The sequence below is a fragment of the Clostridium caldaquaticum genome (assembly GCF_023806125.1).
In the GTDB taxonomy this organism is placed as follows: domain Bacteria; phylum Bacillota; class Clostridia; order Clostridiales; family Clostridiaceae; genus Clostridium_AT; species Clostridium_AT caldaquaticum.
Map to the genome: position 1 here is coordinate 24,258 of NZ_JAMSKT010000001.1, position 18,848 is coordinate 43,105.

At 29.0% G+C, this 18,848-nt stretch carries 20 protein-coding genes; 4 read left to right on the plus strand and 16 right to left on the minus strand.

Annotation, left to right across the window (positions count from 1 at the left end; all coding sequences use genetic code 11):
* Nucleotides 1–14 precede the first annotated feature (14 nt).
* From M2651_RS00110 to M2651_RS00120, 3 genes are all read right to left on the minus strand, one after another.
* Nucleotides 15–356, minus strand: a complete 342-nt coding sequence (locus M2651_RS00110; RefSeq protein ID WP_252130292.1) for an ArsR/SmtB family transcription factor — start codon at nt 354–356, stop codon at nt 15–17.
* Between the two features lie 233 nt (nt 357–589).
* Entirely contained in the window at nt 590–1,453 is an 864-nt protein-coding gene (locus M2651_RS00115; protein ID WP_252130293.1) for a GGDEF domain-containing protein, read from the minus strand.
* Nucleotides 1,450–1,800, minus strand: a complete 351-nt coding sequence (locus M2651_RS00120) for a hypothetical protein (RefSeq protein ID WP_252130294.1) — start codon at nt 1,798–1,800, stop codon at nt 1,450–1,452. The genes M2651_RS00115 and M2651_RS00120 overlap by 4 nt, the downstream gene beginning before the upstream one ends.
* Nucleotides 1,801–2,264: 464 nt before the next feature.
* On the opposite strand from M2651_RS00120, the gene M2651_RS00125 reads away from it, so the two are divergent.
* A complete protein-coding gene (locus tag M2651_RS00125; RefSeq protein WP_252130295.1) occupies nt 2,265–2,813 on the plus strand; it encodes a DUF6512 family protein in 549 nt (182 codons plus the stop codon).
* Between the two features lie 182 nt (nt 2,814–2,995).
* Here M2651_RS00125 and M2651_RS00130 read toward each other — a convergent pair whose 3' ends face one another.
* From M2651_RS00130 to M2651_RS00155, 6 genes are all read right to left on the minus strand, one after another.
* Complete coding sequence (locus M2651_RS00130; protein WP_252130296.1) at nt 2,996–3,721, minus strand: sulfite exporter TauE/SafE family protein; 726 nt, start codon at nt 3,719–3,721, stop codon at nt 2,996–2,998.
* A 45-nt stretch (nt 3,722–3,766) separates the two neighbouring features.
* Nucleotides 3,767–4,582, minus strand: a complete 816-nt coding sequence (gene arsM / locus M2651_RS00135) for an arsenite methyltransferase (protein ID WP_252130297.1) — start codon at nt 4,580–4,582, stop codon at nt 3,767–3,769.
* A gap of 17 nt (nt 4,583–4,599) precedes the next feature.
* On the minus strand, nt 4,600–5,040 hold the full coding sequence (locus M2651_RS00140) for a MarR family winged helix-turn-helix transcriptional regulator (RefSeq protein WP_252130298.1): 441 nt from the start codon (nt 5,038–5,040) through the stop codon (nt 4,600–4,602).
* A gap of 178 nt (nt 5,041–5,218) precedes the next feature.
* Nucleotides 5,219–5,938 carry a permease gene (locus M2651_RS00145; protein ID WP_252130299.1) on the minus strand — a complete coding sequence of 240 codons (720 nt, stop codon included), beginning with the start codon at nt 5,936–5,938 and terminating at the stop codon, nt 5,219–5,221.
* 1 nt (nt 5,939) lies between these two features.
* Entirely contained in the window at nt 5,940–6,422 is a 483-nt protein-coding gene (locus M2651_RS00150) for a permease (RefSeq protein ID WP_252130300.1), read from the minus strand.
* A gap of 6 nt (nt 6,423–6,428) precedes the next feature.
* Entirely contained in the window at nt 6,429–6,758 is a 330-nt protein-coding gene (locus tag M2651_RS00155; RefSeq protein WP_252130301.1) for a cupin domain-containing protein, read from the minus strand.
* 95 nt (nt 6,759–6,853) lie between these two features.
* Here M2651_RS00155 and M2651_RS00160 point away from each other — a divergent pair, with 95 nt between their 5' ends.
* Nucleotides 6,854–7,531, plus strand: coding sequence for a Crp/Fnr family transcriptional regulator (locus M2651_RS00160; protein WP_252130302.1), 678 nt, complete (start codon nt 6,854–6,856; stop codon nt 7,529–7,531).
* A gap of 120 nt (nt 7,532–7,651) precedes the next feature.
* Here M2651_RS00160 and M2651_RS00165 read toward each other — a convergent pair whose 3' ends face one another.
* From M2651_RS00165 to M2651_RS00185, 5 genes are all read right to left on the minus strand, one after another.
* On the minus strand, nt 7,652–9,085 hold the full coding sequence (locus tag M2651_RS00165; protein WP_252130303.1) for a glycoside hydrolase family 1 protein: 1,434 nt from the start codon (nt 9,083–9,085) through the stop codon (nt 7,652–7,654).
* An 11-nt stretch (nt 9,086–9,096) separates the two neighbouring features.
* A complete protein-coding gene (locus M2651_RS00170) occupies nt 9,097–10,941 on the minus strand; it encodes a beta-glucoside-specific PTS transporter subunit IIABC (RefSeq protein WP_252130304.1) in 1,845 nt (614 codons plus the stop codon).
* A 231-nt stretch (nt 10,942–11,172) separates the two neighbouring features.
* Nucleotides 11,173–13,557, minus strand: coding sequence for a GH39 family glycosyl hydrolase (locus M2651_RS00175; RefSeq protein ID WP_252130305.1), 2,385 nt, complete (start codon nt 13,555–13,557; stop codon nt 11,173–11,175).
* An 83-nt stretch (nt 13,558–13,640) separates the two neighbouring features.
* Complete coding sequence (locus M2651_RS00180; protein ID WP_252130306.1) at nt 13,641–14,765, minus strand: PD-(D/E)XK nuclease family protein; 1,125 nt, start codon at nt 14,763–14,765, stop codon at nt 13,641–13,643.
* 409 nt (nt 14,766–15,174) lie between these two features.
* Nucleotides 15,175–15,486, minus strand: coding sequence for a MerR family transcriptional regulator (locus M2651_RS00185; protein WP_252130307.1), 312 nt, complete (start codon nt 15,484–15,486; stop codon nt 15,175–15,177).
* 601 nt (nt 15,487–16,087) lie between these two features.
* On the opposite strand from M2651_RS00185, the gene M2651_RS00190 reads away from it, so the two are divergent.
* Together M2651_RS00190 and M2651_RS00195 are read left to right on the plus strand one after the other, a co-directional pair.
* A protein-coding gene (locus M2651_RS00190) for an IS1595 family transposase (RefSeq protein ID WP_252130308.1) occupies nt 16,088–17,148 on the plus strand; the annotation gives its coding sequence in 2 pieces (ribosomal slippage) (nt 16,088–16,232 and nt 16,232–17,148; 1,062 coding nt in all).
* A 110-nt stretch (nt 17,149–17,258) separates the two neighbouring features.
* Nucleotides 17,259–17,480 carry a hypothetical protein gene (locus M2651_RS00195; RefSeq protein ID WP_252130309.1) on the plus strand — a complete coding sequence of 74 codons (222 nt, stop codon included), beginning with the start codon at nt 17,259–17,261 and terminating at the stop codon, nt 17,478–17,480.
* Nucleotides 17,481–17,615: 135 nt separating this feature from the next.
* Here M2651_RS00195 and M2651_RS00200 read toward each other — a convergent pair whose 3' ends face one another.
* Complete coding sequence (locus tag M2651_RS00200; RefSeq protein ID WP_252130310.1) at nt 17,616–18,086, minus strand: YidC/Oxa1 family membrane protein insertase; 471 nt, start codon at nt 18,084–18,086, stop codon at nt 17,616–17,618.
* Between the two features lie 55 nt (nt 18,087–18,141).
* Nucleotides 18,142–18,846: a DUF1048 domain-containing protein gene (locus tag M2651_RS00205; RefSeq protein ID WP_252130311.1), complete on the minus strand. Its 705-nt coding sequence runs from the start codon at nt 18,844–18,846 to the stop codon at nt 18,142–18,144.
* Nucleotides 18,847–18,848: the final 2 nt, after the last annotated feature.

An 18,848-nucleotide genomic window follows, 5' to 3' on the forward strand; every position in this document is an offset into this window, starting at 1 on the left:
TAAAAACATCCTCCTTACTTTTTATAAACTTCAATATACTTTTCAGCATATTTACACTTTTCAATATCACTTTTCAGTTCTGGATAATCCCTTATATTATCCACTATTTTTTCAAGTATCTCTTTGTGCACCTGTTCATTAAGAGATAAATCATAAAATATAAACTGTTCCTGTCTTTCATCTTTTACAAAGCCCATATCCCTAAGTTTAGCAAGGTGTTTTGATATTTTAGGCTGAGGTTCACCAGTAATACCGCATATTTCACAGACACAGAGTTTTTTATGATATAACAAAATAAGTATTCTTAACCTTGTTTCATCTGATAATATCTTGAAAAAATCAGTTAATTTATTCATAAAATCTTCCTTTCAAATAGATTTTGCTTTTGTATATATAATTTTGAAAAATATAAAGTATTATACTTATATTCCTATATGAGTATATGAGTATAATACTCCTATGTTTTTTAAATGTCAATAGAAATCTAGATTCTTAAGAAAAAATAATAAACGAGAATAGATAACTCTTTATTAAAATATTATCCATTCTCTTACATTAAAATATATTTATAAGTACTCCGTTTTTATATTTATGCAATTTCATCTATTTCTACATTTTCAACAATAATTAAGTTATTAATATCTTTTTTTGCCATTGTAGATGCTAAACTTGCAGTATTTACTAACTTATTTATATATGTTGATATATTTCTAAATTTATTATTTTGTATTTTACATCCAGTAATTCCTATTGATGCTGAAACGGGTATATCATTTAAAAAAGGATATGACTTTATTGCTCTCATTATTTTTTCAGCAAGTAATTTACTTTCTTCTATGCAATAAGGAGTTGCTATAGCAAATTCATCTCCAGCATATCTGCACAAATAAGAATTTGGATTAAGATTATTTCTTAATATATCCGACACATTTTTAAGTATTGTATCTCCAACAATATGTCCATATTTTTTATCTACATAACCAAAATTGTTTAAATCAATAAAAATTATTGTTGCATGTTTTCCGTGCTTTATAAATTTATAGGTATTATAAAACATATATTCACTTTTATATAAACCTGTGAGCAAGTCAATATGTTTACTTAATTCCATATTTAAAGCTGTCCTTGTAATATATCCTATAACCTCATTTTCCTTTTCTACTAGTATAACATTAATATCTTCATTTAAATCAAATATTTCTTTTATTTCCCATATGTACATACCATAATCAACACGCATATATTTGTGAGACATAATGTCAGCAGCTATTCTATTTGGGTGTGATCCAATTAATTCATTTTTTGTAATCACACCAGTTAATTTATCTTCTTCATAAACAATAAAGCAACCTGTACCTTTTTCCTGAAAAATATCTTGTATTTTTCTAGTTGCATTTAACACATTAACCTTTAATATATTATTTTCTATTATATCAAAAGCCTTCTTTATCATAAATCAATTGATTTGCTAACATTAAGAGTAATATTTACCTGTGCTTTTATTATCATAGATTCGTTAGCAATACGTCCTCCTTCCTCCATAATTATAGGAATAAGTTTATCTTTTGACAGCATATTAAGTAGAGACTTTCTTACAACAACAGCCTCAATATATTCATGTTCAATTCTGATTATTTCATATTGTTCCGGTGAAAGTACATCTACCATTCTTCTTGCAGCCTCTGGACCTATTGGTGCTCTCTTACCAACTAATAGTACATCCTGCATTGGAGGCATTTCAAACTCTGAAAAACGCATACTTATATCCGCTTTTTTAGTTCCTTCTACTTTACTATTCATAACTTTTCCACCTTCCATAAATACAAATAATATATTATCATATTTTGTCTAATTTTTCTATTATTTGTATGTATTATATTATAAATAATATCAATAAATATTTTAAATTTAAATACTTTTTAATAATTCTTATTATAATTTGTAAATTACAGATATTTTATTACTATTATTCGACATAATCATGCTCCTTTTAACATTTCCCTTAACTCTTTCCAAACAAAACAAGCCACGGTTTTAATAAGGTTTTTACTCTTATTTACCGTGACTTTCACTAATTTTTTAATTTTAGTTTTATGTGTGACGTAAAATTACTGTTTTTATACAATTATACATTATGATAATTATAATAACATCAATCTATACGTCTAGTTTTTACATTTTTTAAAAATAATTATAAAATATGCGAATAAATTAAATTACTTTATCATATACAATTATATGAATTAATATTATAGAAGGGTTTTATGTGTTATAAATCATTATCTTCACCAGAAAAATGGATTCTTACAGGAATTCCAGTTCTTTTTATAGTAGGTTCCTTTATGCACTTTTTATATGACTTTACTAGTAAAAATGTAATAATTGGTATCATAGCACCAGTGAATGAAAGTGTCTGGGAACATTTAAAAATGATTCTTTTACCAGTAATCTTATGGTGGACAATTTATTATTTAGCAGTTGGAGGAATATATAATATTGATAAAAACAAGTGGTTCACCGCTGCTTTAGCCGCACTGCTTACTGCTTTAATAACAATCCCACTACTATTTTATTTTTATACTAGAGCTTTTGGAATAGAATTATTAATAGTTGATATTCTATTATTATTTATAGCTCTTTTATTTGGTCAACTAGCAGGTCTTCATTTTTATAAGTACACTAAAGGTATTGATTCAACTATATCAATAAGTATAATTTTCTCTCTAATTTTTCTTTTTATATTATTTACTTTTTATCCACCACACTTACCATTATTTAAAGATGGCCCAACAGGTAAATATGGAATATATTAATTTGTGTTGTTTCAACCTTTATCCTAATTTTTAAGTAATTATCAAAAATTTCCGCATTCACTGCTTATTTATCCTTTAATAAAATAACTCCAGTAGAGTAAGCTGTAAAGCCTTCTACTGGAGTTATTTTTAATTTCAAAAATTTTAACACAGATGCAATTGAAACCTCTTATGAAAATTATTCAACCCCATATCATCATTTGAAATCCAATAAGAATTAAAAGAATCCCTACAAAATTTACAAATTTCTCTTTAGGCATTTTATCAATAACCCTTTTGCCTGCCCATGTACCTGCAATCATAGCAATACCCATAAATAGTCCAATACCCAAAACATATAGTCCAATACCAAGGTATCTTTGATAAATAACTGTCTTAGAAATATGCATAGCAACAGCAGTTACTGCTTCGCTTGCAATATAAGCTACAGGTGAAAGGTTCAATGAAAGAAATAATGCTGCCCCTATTGGTCCTGCACTTCCCACAATTCCTGAAATCAAACCTGTCACTGCTCCACCAATAAGCATTGTCCTGTCACTAGGTTCAAATTTAAGCACTTTAAAATACTTTAACGCCGCAAAAATAATAATAGCAAATCCAATTCCTCTTGTAATAATTTCTTTAGGCACTTTTACAAAAGAAAATGCCCCTATAATACTCATTGGTACTGCACCTATTACAAACATATACACAGGTTTCCATTTAATTTGTTTAAAACCAAAGAAAACCCGTGATAAATTGCCGATTAACTGTGCAATAGTTAATATTGGCACAGCCATTGTTGTACCAATGGTTTTGGATAAGAGCGGAAGTAATAATAGTGCACCCCCAAAACCTGCAGCACCCGATATTGCAGCAGCTAAAAAACTGCCTGAAAAAAGAAAAAAATATGTCCATATAACGCTCATCTTGATTCCCTCTTCCAATTATATTTTATACTCCATACACACTGCCTATTTATATGCCTTTACATGAGCACCTGCATAAGCACCGTCTAATAAGTCGGAATTAATTTGATTATAAATATCTTCTAAATTCTTTTGCTTGGCTATATCCTGAATAATTTCCTTTGTATATAAATTTATTGGGGTAATCTCTACTTCCTTAAAGCCAACTTTCCTGAGTATATCTTCATATAATTTTATATCTAATGCTCCTGCAATGCATCCTACCCACATTTCTACACTTTGTTTTATATCTTCAGTCACTTCTTTTAATTGCACAATATCTGCTATAGCAAGCCTTCCACCTTGTTTTAAAACCCTGTAGGCCTCTTTTAAAGCCACTTCTTTATCTTCGCATAAGTTTATTACGCAATTTGAAGTAATAACATCTACTGTTTCATCATCAAGAGGAATATCCTCAATATAACCCTTTAAAAACTCTACATTATTTACCCCCATTTTTTCTTTGTTCTTATTGGCTAGTTCAAGCATTTCATCTGTCATATCAAGACCATATACTTTTCCTTCTTCACCTACATACTTAGAAGATATAAATGCATCAATTCCTCCACCACTGCCTAAGTCTAATACTATTTCACCTTTTTTTAAAGCTGCTAAAACTACAGGGTTAGCACAACCTAAAGATGCATTTACAGCATCTTCAGGTAACCCCTCAAGATATTCCTTTGTATAAATATTTGCGTTATCACTTATATTTCCGCAACAAGCATTGCCACAGCCACAAGATGCCTTCAAATTACTGCTTACTTTCTTAGCAATACCGCCATAATAAGATTTAATTTTACCTTTAATATTGTTATCCATAATTTATACCCCTTTCATTAACAACATTTATTTTGCTTTGCAGCATTAATTATTAACTGCAAACTTTCTAATACCTGCTCTCTCTTTTCTTCTGGAATAGATAAAAATATCCTTTGATAGTATTGATCCAAGCTCCTTTCAATATTATCAAATATTCTTAATCCTTCATCTGTTAACTTAATTGAAACATACCTTCTATCTTCAGGATGTATTTCTCTAATGGCTAAGCCTGAGTCCACTAATTTATTAATCGTCCTGCTCATAGTACTTTTATCTAGCGCTAATAGTTCAGCAAGTTCATTTAGAGATACATCCTTTGCTCTTCCTATTTGAACAATAGCATTACATTGAGATACTGTTGTTCCGCAGCACGTGGCTTCACTTTCCTCTACTATACCTAAGTTTCTAACAAGAACTCTTATTAGTTCTCTTAAATAGTAACTTTGTTTATTATTCATGTTTTCACCTCTATATTAATTGTAACACAAAACAGTTGTATATTGCAACTATTTTTGTATAAATACTAAGTTTATCTCTTTTCCTTAGCCGTACCCAACTTAAAACTAAAATCATGGCTTTAATAAGGTTTTCTACCCTATTTTCACCATGATTTTTAACAAAAATACAGTAAAAATATTATTTAAAAACTATAGCTTTAACAGGACATTTATCGATTATCGCTTTCAATTCATTTATTTCCATATCATTAAGTGTAGACTCTTTCCATTTTGCTTTCTTATCCACTACCTTAAAATACTGAGGCATTAATTTTTCACACACTCCGCATCCTATGCAATACTTCCCATTAATATCCATACCAGTTACTTTTCTTAAACTTTGCTCTTCCTGAATAGAAATATCTTCTTTTTTTACAAATACAGTCATTAAATACGATATTATCAGTATTGATATTACTGTAAATATCCACCTTATCCCCATAAACTGCACACCTAGGAATTTTGCTTCATTAGCAAGCATTGGTACTTTTATTACTGCCCATGTACTTAATATAATAACTACGTTTGCGATGCTAGCACCTTTCTTTAAAAGCATTTTGCAGACTGGGAATGCTGCATAAATAGGCCCTGCTGAAAAACTGCCCAATAAAAATGATAATATACTCCCTTTTATTCCCGCTTTCTCCCCAAATCCGTTTATAATTACTTCTTTAGGAACCCATGCTTCAATAATTGATGTAAGTATAAAAATAACTGGCATAATTTCAAGCATTTCTATAATATAATACATGCTATTTTTCACTGATAAATAAGCCTTATTGGGCATTGCAATAAATAAAAAAATATATGCCAAAGATACTGCAGTCAGCAGTTTATTCTTTTTAATTACTTTTATCATTTTACATAATCACTCCCATCATCAGTGCTATTATAAGTGCAAATACAAAACTAAGAACATTACGGGCAGCAGCGAATTTCAAACCAAACTCCTGTTTTTCTAATGGAAATGTCACTATTCCAACCATCGTTAAAGTAGTTAAAAATGCAACGACAGGGACAATACTTGCGCCTGCATCTACCAAAGAACCTACCAGTGGAAATGCTACAAAGGCTGGAATTAATGTAATACTGCCTACAAAGGCAGAAATAACAGTGGAAATAAACAAACTAGATCCTCCCAAAGCATCCTTTATAAATTCAGGCGGTATGAACGTTAAAATCAATCCAATAAGAAATAAGATGCCTATAATCTCTCCAATCATATTTTTCATCATACCTTTTGCCATTTTCATAGAATTAAATGTCTTTTTCTTATTTTTAACAAGGGATGCAACAAACGCAGCCCCTGTTATACCCCATAATGATGCTGTGAAAATATCCACCTTTTATCACTCCTTATCCTGATAGTTTTTTGGATTAGGTGATTTTATAACAAAAAATTCCAACACTTCTTCGTCGTGATTATGAACATTCATTTTTGTTTTATAGGGAATATTAATAATATCTCCTTTGGTGTAATGATGTGCTTCTTGTTCATTTAACTGTAAAGTCATTTTCCCTCGTACAATTATCATATAAACGTTTGAATTAGAATAATGTTCAGGAAGACTTGTTCCTTTTACAAGAACCATATGATTCAGGTGGACATTTTCATCATCCACAATCCTTTCAATTATTTTATCATCTGTAATACTATATACATATTTTTTCTCCAGCATAAAAACTCTCCTTTCATTATGTTTAAATCCATATTATAATAATTTACAGCAATATACAGTTACCACGGTAACTAATTTCAAAAAAGGTGGTATTTATGAATATAAAAGATTATCTAAATATTTTAAGATTAACAGAGTTATTTGGTGGATTTTCTAATGAGGAACTGCTTAATCTTTTTAAAACGCATAATTATATTATCTCTAAATACAATAAAGGCAGTATTATTCATTTTGAAACCGAGAAATGCAATTACTGGGATATTATTTTGAAAGGTCAGGTATTTATTCAAAAGATTGATGAAAAAGGAAATGTACTAACTATAACCGAATTTAAAGTTGGAGATAGCATAGGAGGCAATCTATTGTTTTCAAAGTATCCTTATTATCCTATGAGTGTACTGGCAAAATGTGATACTGAAATTTTACATATTAATAAAGATTTTGTACTGCTGCTCTGTCAAATTAGCCAGGATTTTTTAATACAGTTTTTAACTTGCATATCAGACAAAACTGCTATTTTAACAAGCAAAATTAAATCCATCTCCATGAAATCTATAAGAGAATCTATTATTGAATTTTTGAATTATGAATATTACACTCAAAAAAATAAAAAAATAAAACTTTATATTACAAAAAAGGAATTAGCCGAAAAGTTAGGTTTTCAAAGGACTTCTCTTTCCCGTGAACTCAATAAAATGAAAAAAGATGGCCTCATTGATTATGACGCCAATTATATTACTATCTGTAACTTTGATATTATTCGTAAACCCTGAGCAAGATACGTAACTAAAATAGCAAAAATGGAGCAGTCCATCTTCATTTTATATTAATTATTAAAATAAAGGAGATTCAAAAATTAAATTTTGAGTCTCCTTTACAAGATATATAACTTTTTAATCTAAATTCTCCCCGTTGCTATCAATAACTTTTCTATACCAGTGGAATGATTTCTTCTTAATGCGTTTTAAAGTTCCATTACCATCATTATCCTTATCCACATAAATAAAACCATACCTCTTTTTCATTTCTCCACCAGATAAGCTTATTAAATCCATGCAACTCCATGGTGTATACCCAATTAACTCCACACCATCATTTATTGCTTCTTTCATTTGTTCAATATGTCTTCTCAAATAGTCAATCCTATAATCGTCATTTACTTGATTATTTTCATCAACAATATCATCTGCACCTAACCCATTTTCAACAATCATAATTGGTATTTGATATCTATCATAAACATTGTTTAAAACCCATCTCAAGCCTTCAGGATCTATCTGCCAACCCCATTCACTTGCTTTTAAGTAAGGATTTTTTAACCCAACAATTAAATTACCTGAAGCTTTATCTTTGGAAGCATCAGCACCAACACAATTTGACATATAGTAACTGAATGAATAAAAATCAACAACTCCATTTCTTAAAATCTCAGCATCATCTTCTTCAACAACAATATTTATATTATTCTCTTTAAAATAACGCTTTGCAAAACCAGGATAGTACCCTCTAACTTGTACATCTCCACATAGCATGTTTTTCATTTGATCGTGTTGCTGCGCTTTTAATATATCCAGTGGATTACATGTACTTGGATATCCACACATATATGCAATCATACAGCCTATTTTGAAGTTGGAATTTATTTCATGTCCTAGTTTAACCGCTAAGGCACTTGCAACAAATTGATGATGTAAGGCTTGGAATCTAACCTCTTCCGTATTTTCTTCATCGCTTAAAAGCATAGCTCCTGCTGTTATAGCACCAAAGGAAACGGTCAAACAATTTATTTCGTTAAAAGTTAACCAAAATTTCACTTTATCTTTATATCTTCTAAAAATCGTATCACAATACCTAATATATAGACTTATTAACGTTCTATTTCTCCATCCACCGTATTTAATAGCCAAATTAAGCGGTGCTTCATAGTGTGATATTGTTACAATCGGCTCAATATTATATTTTTTCAATTCATCAAATACATCATCATAGAACTTTAAGCCTTCCTCATTTGCTACTTCATCATCTCCATTTGGAAATATTCTAGACCACGCGATAGACATTCTAAAACAATTAAGCCCCATTTCAGAAAATAGTTTTATATCTTCCTTATAGTTATGATAAAAATCACTTGCTTCATGACTAGGATAGTAATATTTATCAGTGTCAATTTGTGGAGTTGTCAATCTTAAAAAACCGTCTTTTTGATTAGTAATAATATCTGCAGTACAAGTTCCTTTTCCACCTTCATTCCAACCACCTTCAAACTGATTTGCTGAGCTTGCTGCTCCCCAAAGAAAGTCTGTTGGAAATTTATTTATATATGACATTCTTTTTCCTCCTAGACAGTTTTAATTATATCTTCACCAGATTTAACTTTACCAGTTTTAATAGGTAGAACATCATTATATTCTGATGTATTACTTACAACAAACATTGTTGTTAAATCATAACCTTCTTTTTCTATAGATTCTTTATCAAATTTAATTAATAAATCACCTTTTTTTATTTCATCGCCAACCTTAACAAAGGATTCAAAAAATTTTCCTTCTAATTTAACCGTATCAATACCTATATGAATTAATAGCTCAACCCCATTATTAGATGTTATCCCCACAGCATGCTTAGTTGGGAACATCAATGAAACTTTACCATCTACAGGTGATACAACTTTATTATTTGTTGGGACTATAGCAATTCCCTTTCCTGCTAATTCTTTTGAGAACACTTCATCATTTACCTGATACAAATCCTTTAATTCTCCGTCAATTGGACTAGCAATATTTTGAGATTCCTTATTTGATATATCAGCTACATAAGTATCATTTACTTCAACTTCATCCTTAAACCCAAATACAAGAGTTAATATAAATGGTGCCACAAAAGAAACAATTACTGTTAAAAGTGTGAATATAAATGAATTCTTTTCTGGTCCAATGAATATTGGTAAGGAAACTAATGCTGGATTAACAAAAGCATATGCTTTTACATGTAATAGTCCTGATACAGCTCCACCTATACCAGCTCCAATCATAACAGCATAAAATGGTTTCTTAAACTTCAAGTGTATACCATACATTGCTGGTTCAGTTATCCCTACTAAAGCTGAAATTGTTCCAGTGAAAGCTACTCCTCTTACATTTTTATTTCTTGTTTTAAGTGCAACTGCGAATGCTGCTCCAGCTTGCGCAATATTTGCTGCCAATGCTGATGGTACTAATATAGGATCAAAGTGCATAGTAGCAAACATCATTATTATTACACCTATCATTCCATTGTGCATTCCAGTTAATACCAAAAGCGGATAAGTTGCCGCTGAAAAACCTACTCCAACCCAGCCTGCTTTATCATATACAAATTGTACGACTTTGATAAAATAATCTCCTATATAAGTTCCTAAAGGTCCAAGAACTACAAGAACAACTGGCATTGTTATCAATATAACTACTAATGGTTTGAAGAAAATCTTTATTACTTTTGGAGAAACTTTTTCTGCAAACTTTTCAACATAACACATAAACCAAACTCCAAATAATACTGGAACTACGCCAGAGGAGTACATTGCTAATCTAACAGGGATTCCAAAGAAATATGAATATTGCTCTCCCTTACTAGATAGTGCAATAAAGTTTGGATGTACTAATACTCCAGCAATTATCATAGCGAAAAATGGATTAGTTTTCATTTTTACCGCTGATGTATAAGCTACAAAGAATGGTAAGAAGTAATAAATCGAATCTGCCATTATTGAAAGAAGCTTATAAGTGGAGCTATCTTGAGCCATTAAATGGAACATTGAAATTACAGTTAATAATACCTTTAATATACCGGCTCCAGCAATTGCGGGGATAAGTGGTGCAAATGAACCTACTAACACATCCATTACCCTGTTTCCTATGCTTTGTTTTTCGTTATTTTCATCTTTTATAGTGCCTTGTGTAAATTTACCTAATTTTATTAGTTCGTTATAAACCTTACTTACTTCATTTCCTATAACAACTTGAAATTGTCCACCTTTATTTATTACTCCCATAACACCATTGATTTTCTTAATTGCTTCTTCATCAGCTTTTTTTGTATCAACTAAACTAAATCTCAATCTAGTTACACAATGTGTCACATCTTTAACATTTAATTCTCCACCAACTTTAGCAAGAACTTCAATTGCAACATTTTTGTAATTCATAGCTTTATTCTCCCATTTCTTTTATATAATATATTAATTTCGCTAGCGACTTTTTCTTTATCATGCCTTTATTATATAGTTGTAATCATTTAATTTAATCTTCTATTTTTATTGAAATTATTCTCTTATTTTAAGTTTTTAAATATTTTGTAAACTTTAAAAAGAAAAAAGATTAAAATTAGTATCACTAATTTTAATCTTTATCTACACTACTTTTAGAATTACTTTTATTTATGTATAATCAATTTCAAAATTAATCACTCTTACTTCATGGGGCAATAACTTAAAATTACAATTTAATGTATCTTTATTAGCATTAATATAATCAATCTCTAACTTTGGAATACTGATTCCTTTCAAATAAGATATTTCATCAGTTCTTAAATTATTTTCTGCATTTAATTTTACCCATTGATTTAGAATACTTCCATGCTTTTCATTTAATATAAAACTTTTAACCCTATATCTTCCATTAGGGATATTGGTAATAGAAAAAAATAAATTAAGTTCATTTTCATTCTCATAAATGTTTTCCAATTCATCTAAACTAATACTTTCCTCAGTATTTAATAAGTAAGAATTATTAAAATGTTTATAGTTATAACATATCATGGTAAAAGAATTATTATTCTTTTTAGTTATAATATAACTATCTCCTTTTTGTACCATATTTTCATTTAGTTTTTCTAAAAAAGTGAATGCATAAAATGATGGTTTTTTAATGCCATTTTTACTTATTAGCCCTGTCCCCCCCTGTAGTAATAAGTCTGTATCAAGATATTCTCCAGAAATATCAGAAGCCATCCAATAACCTACCTTATCAACTTTATCCATACTATCTAATACATTTTTTATTATATATGTAGCTTTAGAACAGCTATCATTTGTATAGTTTCGATTGGATACAGTTGAATTCCACTCGCTAATAATTAATTCCTCAAATAAATATCCTAAATCTCTAACATTTTCTTTTATACTCTTTAACTTGTTTAAAAAATAGTTTCTCTCACTAGATGCTTGCACTCCTTTTGCACCACTTTTTATAATCGTAGTGTATGGATATATGAAAATAGATATAAAGTCAGGTTTAGCTTTATATTTTTTCCATTCTCTAAAAAATTCCAAAGAACTTGATTTGGTGAAATTACCTCCTGGTCCGCCTACCTTAGCATTTGGTAGCACTTCCTTTATTTTATTATATATTACTTCAAATATCTCAAAGTATATAATATTTTCATCTGATAAAGTACTACTGATATTTTCATTTCTAGAAACTTCAAAATACCACTTTTCAACTTCTTCCTTTCCATATTTATTAATACAATGAATAATAAATTTATGTATTAATCTATTCCATTCTTTTAAATTTCTATATTTAATAACCTCAGTCTTCAAACTAACATTTTGTTCTGGATTTTTAGATATTTTCTTTGCTTTAGGCATTAAATCTATAAATGGTTTCATCCCGATATTTATAATAAAATCTAATATCTTATCTATTTTATAAAAGTTATATTCGTTCTCTTTATTCTCTATATTCATATCTTCATTAAAAATTCCCCAGAAACGTGCATATTCAAAATTTATTTCTTTTTTTAATAGTATAATATGTTCCTGTAATAAGGATTGTAGTATATCGTTTGCATATCCAATATTTATTATTTTATTATAATTTCTTTTTAATATTTTACTATTATTTATATCAACTTTAATTTTTACTTCATTTGACGGTACCACAGTTATGCCTTGCTCAAGTTTCCTTTCACTTAAATACGCCTCTATCTCTTCTTTTACCTCAATAAAGTCCTTACTCTCTACTTTATTAACCTGTTTAAACTTCTTTCTATACTCATTTGGAGTCATTTTAAAAGTTTCTTTAAAACATTTATTAAAAAGAAAAGTTGTAGCAAACCCATTCTCTAATGCAATTCTTGTGATAGGTAAATCTGTGTTTATTATATCTTTGACTGCATAATTCAATCTTACACTATTTAAATATTCAGTAAAGGTTAAGCCTAATTGATCCTTTATAAATTTAGACAAGTATGGAACTGATAAAAATTCTTTATTTGCTAAATCATTTAATGTTATATGTTCTTTATAATTGCTGTAAATATAGTTTATTATATTATTTAATCTATCAACATGCTTGGTTTTTTTGCTATTTTTTAGTATAGCATCATCACAAGTTATAAAACTTTCTACCAATTCGTTAATTAATTCAAACTGCAAACTTATCAATGTTAGCTTTTTACCATTCTTTATGAAGCAATCTAATATTCTATTTATACACTCTTTTAATTTAGTATAATCTTTTTCAACATAAGCAACAGAATTGCAGTTAAATTTAACAGTTTTATATTCTATAATTTTGCATAATTCCATATAAGAAATATCAATACAAATGAAAATAGCATCATTTATTGTTTTAAAACTACACTTGCTATTGTCGTTTATCACTAATACATCATCTTTTTTCATAGCGTACTCATTAGACTCTATCTTAACATATACTTCACCTTTTATAATATATAGCAATCTAATATGATTATTAACATAATTTTCTATATCAGTTGATTTAAATATCTCTAATTTCATTATTACTTCTTTAAACATTATCTAACTTTCACCTTCTTTTAGTATCTTTACTATATTCCAGTTTATATGATATAGATAATCTTTGGGAAACCTCAGTCATTCTATAAAAAGGCTTTATGTAACAAATCATCTTGAGCAATTAAATTCACTGCATTAATAATATTATCAAATAATGCTTGTACTTGTTCTTCTTTTGTATTCTTACCTTTAAATATGTCAAATAACGGCTTCTTTAAAACTAATATCCTCCATGGATTATTAGGAACTTCAGTCATTAATTGAAATTCACCATGATTCATTTGTAATCTTTTCTTCAATTGTTGAAATTCTTGGGAATTTAATACTCTATTTCTTTTTTCCATTACTTCTTTTTTATTAGGATAATAATCAGTTTCAACAAGTACTACAAAGTCCGGCCCCTTATTTACATCCGTAGGCTTTATTTGATGATCATCTGTATCTAACAGAACTCCAGCAAAAATCCCTGGGTTCCATGGTGTAAAGAAGTCAATGCCCTTTCTTCCCCAACGGTATTTATTATACTTCTTTGAAAAATCCTTTGGATTAATATTCTTCAGACTAGGACATTCATTCTCCCAGTCCTTGCTTTCCAATTCATAAAAAAGAGCATCTAAGTTCTTCTCTAACGTCATCGCTGGAAAATATGCTAAAATATCTTCCATTTTTATTGGCTCAGAATATCCTAATCCTTGCTCTTTTAAGTAAGCAACAAGTTGTTTAATTAAGAATTCTTCCAAATTTCCAAATTTATAGGTATTTAATTCTAAAAATTCACAAATATCTCCCCAAGTTAATTTAATATCTGCATCCTGAGTATGCTGTAATCTAGTTGCTGTAATAAGTACAGTATAGAATTTACCGCTACCTAAAGTACTGCTATTATTTTTATATTTCTCAATTTGATTATTACTTAATGAACTAAAAACTTTATGCTCACATATAAATCCATTTTCATTTACATTAATAACAAGATCAATTCTTCCATTTTCAACCGTAACTTGAGTTCTAATATTTATTATTTCATCTCCATTAATTTCAAAAAATTTATTCTGTGACTTACCTAATAAAAATCTACAATACTCATAACTTAGCCCTTCTATATTTAAAAGCATCCAAGCAAGTAATTGAGTTAAATAATCTTCTTTAGGATCTTTATTTTTACTTGGTATATAAGATTTAATAAAACTAAACATTGATGTATCCATTTTATTTATCCTCCACTTCATTGTTATTTTAATATTTCATAAGTATTTTTATTTATGCTAGAAACAAATAATAGCATCCTACCCTAGCCTTGCTACTATGCCCTTTTACCTTACTTTATCATAAAATAGCACCATAATAAAGTCGTATAAAAACAGCTTTATTTTCCCCATCATTCTTTCAATTTTATATCCATTTTTTCATAAAAAAGTTATACTGTTTAGTACAGAATTAAGAGTCAAAAAATTTCCGTATTCACTAACTATTTAACCTTTGATAAAATAAATCCAGTAGAGTAAGCTGTAAAGCCTTCTACTGGATTATTTTTAATCTTTTGTTCCATATTGCAAAGCACATACATCACATAAATTAAATACTTTTCAATAATTAAGCCATTTGTTTTATTGCTCTCTAAGCTCCATTATTATCAATGTCCAAAGAGTAATCTGTAAAATAAGTTTTTTCAAAATACTCCCTATATGAGTCACTCAATATTTTTAAATTTTCAATAAATATATCGTAATATCCACTCTCTTGCTGAAACTTTAATAATAATTGCTGTATTTTCCAATCAGGTGATTTTTTATATTCATCAATATCTTCATAACTGTAATTTCGGTAACCATTATCCTCTAACCTTGGATATATCAATCCCTGCTGTTCATAGTATTCAACTGCTTTTTTCGTCAGTTTACATTCTCTGCAAACATCTTTAATTAACATCCTTATCACATCGTAATTATCATAGGCTAACTCCCAAGGTACTAGTCAATACCTGTTTTATAAAAATTTCAAATATATACTCAGTTTTTATCGCATCAGTTATCATTTCAATAAGTGCTTGAAGTTCTTAGTATTGATATTGACTATTTGCCTTTATAATGATATTCCTAAATATTTTAAGAGATTTTAGGCGGCTAGTTAATTTAACACCCTTTTTAAATTAAAGAATTACTTAATACTTAACTTATATTGATTCTTTCTTCCTATTGCTGTTTGCTGTAAAATTTACCTCACTTTAATCAGGAAGCATTATCCTATATTGATGTTAAAATATTTTTGTTTAATAGATTCTCATGTACAACCTGTAGCCTATTTCTTCAAATAAGGAAAACATAGTTGTAGTTATAAAATATATTCCTATAGCAACAGGCGCTTTGATTGTCAGCAGTATACTAAAAATACTCGTAAATATAAGGTTTGATTTTGCCATCTTAACTTTCTCTATTGTTTTAGGCTCTGTTAAAGAACTGTGTTGAAATTTCGCTACAACCTGTCAAATTGGTTATAATAAGACTATACGAATGATTATGGAGGTCTTACTATGCCAACGGTAGAGTCAGTAAAACATGATATAGACGCATTAGGAACAACAGGAAAAGAAGAAATACTAAACTACCTTGAAGAAGTATTCGTGTTAGGCTCATTTGCTACAGAGGTTACAAATGAAGTTAAGGAGAACAGGTTTTCAAGGGGAAAGTCTGCCCTCACTGTGGGTGTGATGAAGTATCCAGAAATGGAAAGTATCATGGAAAGCAAAGATATATTTGTAAATCCTGCCTAAAGACTTTTACTGATTTTACATTCTCTCCAAAGCATAATAGTAAAAAAGATGTAAAGCAATGGATACAATATGCCAAGTGCATGATAAATGGTTACTCCATAAGAAAGTGTGCCGAGGAAGTTAAAATAAACATACCTACATCATTTTACTGGAGACATAAAATATTAGACGCAATTAGAGCCTTTATGGGTATAGGAAGTGTTGGTGGTGTTATAGAGGTTGACAAGGCATTCTTTAGGGAGTCGTTTAAAGGAAACTACAAGAAAAGCACTACTTTTACCATGCCACGAAAAGCCCATAAAAGAGGTGTGAAGGGTAGTCATAGCAGTAAGACCGAAAAGAGAAAAAGAGGTATCTCGAATGAGCAGGTATGCGTTTTGTGTGCTATGGACAGAGCAGGAAACCTTATTACTGAACTTATATGCAAAGGAAGAATGAAGCATACAGATTTAGAAAGGCTCTTTAGTGGAAGGATTGAGGATGAAGCCATCCTTTGTACGGACTCCCATAAGAGTTATATTAAATTTGCACAAAATTTAGGCATAGAACTACAACAAATTAAGCGTGGTAAGCATAAAGAAGGAATATATCACATACAGCATATTAATGCCTTCCATAGCAAACTCAAGAAATGGATGGATAGGTTTAATGGCGTTGCAACTAAATACCTTGCTAACTATATGTATTGGTTTAAATGGCTTGAAATCTTTAATACAGAGAAAGATACTATAAAGAGCAAAAACCTATTAGTGCAATCTCACACCTCTCATATTGGTACAAAATTAAAAGACTTTAGGGCTAAAAAAGCAATTTATATATAAGACATGCTAAATATTTGAAATTTAGTAATTACATGCTATATAATAGAATAAATGAACAATTGTAGGATATTACAAAACAAAATGTATAAGAATAAAGGGGGAAAGTTTTTATGAATAAGAAAAAAGCGTTAAACTTTATTCCAATGGGTATAGGACTTATGTTAATAATATTTGCACCTATGCTTGGAAATAATGTTGAATTACACTCAATCTATGAAGATGTTACACGTTCATATTTTACTTATATTGCATATACAATATCATTTTCAATTTTAGGATTAGCAATTTTCCTGTTAGGAGTTATAGGTTACTATATGGGCAACAAGAGATAATAATTAATTTTTATAAATACAAATGGGATATATTAATATTTTCATTATGATTATATTGCATAATATTCTAAAAAGACGAACTAAAGGAACTCCTACTGGAGTTCCTTTAAAATGCTATAATATCAACACTATTCTTTAACATAGCCTTGTTTTAAAATATAAAAATAAATTTCGGCTTAACGATGTCAGTACATATAATAACGGAATTATAAAATATTTATCTGGCATTTTGATGCTATCTAACCATGGAATAATAATTGTACCGACTTCCACTGGCATTCTGATAATAACAAAATACAGTGAGGATATAATAGGCAATTGTAATAAGCCCACGAAACATCCTAACATACTTTTAGCACTTTGACTATAATATTCTTCCACCTTTGACTCGAGTTTTAATTTGTCATTTTTATATTTCTCTTTTAACTCTGCAATTTTTTTAGATAGAGTCTGTTGCTGCGCCATGCTAATTTTTTGCTTTATTGAAATTGGTAAAAGTATAATTCTCACCAATACAGTCAAAAGAATTATAGATATTCCCCAATCACCAGTAAAATTAAAAAGACGGTGTAATAGATTATTCAGCAAATTAAAAATGATATTCATACAATCCTCTCCATAATACTAATAAATTTTGCATCAAGCTTATAAATATTCATTTTCACTGCCTCTTATCATAATTTCTCTTGTAAATTTCAATTGCTCCTATTAATAAAAGTATTAAAACAGAATAAGGAGCACTTTCCAGTAAATTTATTGTATAATTAAAAACTTCAGTACCAATTGCTTTACCAAAAATAAACCTTAACAGCCCCAAAATCCCCAACATAAGAACAAAAGCATATATTTCCCATTTAGTTAAGCCTCTATTTATCGCATAAAATCTTTGATACAGGGAAGTTAATGATGCTGTTTTCTGTCTGCTCTTTTTTGATATGGGAACTATAATAAAGGAAATAACATTTACTAATATAAACTGATCTACACTTATACCTAAATTAAATGAAGGATTAAGTATCCATTTTAACATCATCATGAATGTTGAAATTAAAAGCATCCATAGTAAATATTTTTGTATATAATTTAGAAGACTATAAGTTTTACTTTTGTATCTGCTATATTCCTCAATAATAGATTTGCAAAATTTTTCATAGTCATTTCCAATAATCATATTCATAGATTTATTTTCAATTTGTGCCTGCAGCATCATATCCATAACCTGCTGGAAGATTTCTTCCTTTTCAATTCCCCTTAAGCCGCTGTTTTGTATATATGAAGTTATACTCTTATACAAATACAAGTTAGTCTTATTTAATTTCTTTTGCTGTTTTAACCTGATTTGTTTTAATCGCCACTCTAACAACATTA

Coding starts and splice junctions, on each gene's coding strand:
- M2651_RS00155 (WP_252130301.1), bottom strand. CDS start 6,758: ATGCTGGAGAAAAAATATGTATATAGTATTACAGATGATAAAATAATT.
- M2651_RS00110 (WP_252130292.1), bottom strand. CDS start 356: ATGAATAAATTAACTGATTTTTTCAAGATATTATCAGATGAAACAAGG.
- M2651_RS00185 (WP_252130307.1), bottom strand. CDS start 15,486: ATGTTAATTAAAGATGTTTGCAGAGAATGTAAACTGACGAAAAAAGCA.
- M2651_RS00140 (WP_252130298.1), bottom strand. CDS start 5,040: ATGAATAATAAACAAAGTTACTATTTAAGAGAACTAATAAGAGTTCTT.
- M2651_RS00115 (WP_252130293.1), bottom strand. CDS start 1,453: ATGATAAAGAAGGCTTTTGATATAATAGAAAATAATATATTAAAGGTT.
- M2651_RS00200 (WP_252130310.1), bottom strand. CDS start 18,086: ATGAATATCATTTTTAATTTGCTGAATAATCTATTACACCGTCTTTTT.
- M2651_RS00170 (WP_252130304.1), bottom strand. CDS start 10,941: ATGAATTACAAAAATGTTGCAATTGAAGTTCTTGCTAAAGTTGGTGGA.
- M2651_RS00120 (WP_252130294.1), bottom strand. CDS start 1,800: ATGAATAGTAAAGTAGAAGGAACTAAAAAAGCGGATATAAGTATGCGT.
- M2651_RS00160 (WP_252130302.1), top strand. CDS start 6,854: ATGAATATAAAAGATTATCTAAATATTTTAAGATTAACAGAGTTATTT.
- M2651_RS00175 (WP_252130305.1), bottom strand. CDS start 13,557: ATGTTTAAAGAAGTAATAATGAAATTAGAGATATTTAAATCAACTGAT.
- M2651_RS00165 (WP_252130303.1), bottom strand. CDS start 9,085: ATGTCATATATAAATAAATTTCCAACAGACTTTCTTTGGGGAGCAGCA.
- M2651_RS00195 (WP_252130309.1), top strand. CDS start 17,259: ATGAATAAGAAAAAAGCGTTAAACTTTATTCCAATGGGTATAGGACTT.
- M2651_RS00130 (WP_252130296.1), bottom strand. CDS start 3,721: ATGAGCGTTATATGGACATATTTTTTTCTTTTTTCAGGCAGTTTTTTA.
- M2651_RS00180 (WP_252130306.1), bottom strand. CDS start 14,765: ATGGATACATCAATGTTTAGTTTTATTAAATCTTATATACCAAGTAAA.
- arsM (WP_252130297.1), bottom strand. CDS start 4,582: ATGGATAACAATATTAAAGGTAAAATTAAATCTTATTATGGCGGTATT.
- M2651_RS00205 (WP_252130311.1), bottom strand. CDS start 18,846: ATGTTGTTAGAGTGGCGATTAAAACAAATCAGGTTAAAACAGCAAAAG.
- M2651_RS00145 (WP_252130299.1), bottom strand. CDS start 5,938: ATGATAAAAGTAATTAAAAAGAATAAACTGCTGACTGCAGTATCTTTG.
- M2651_RS00125 (WP_252130295.1), top strand. CDS start 2,265: ATGTGTTATAAATCATTATCTTCACCAGAAAAATGGATTCTTACAGGA.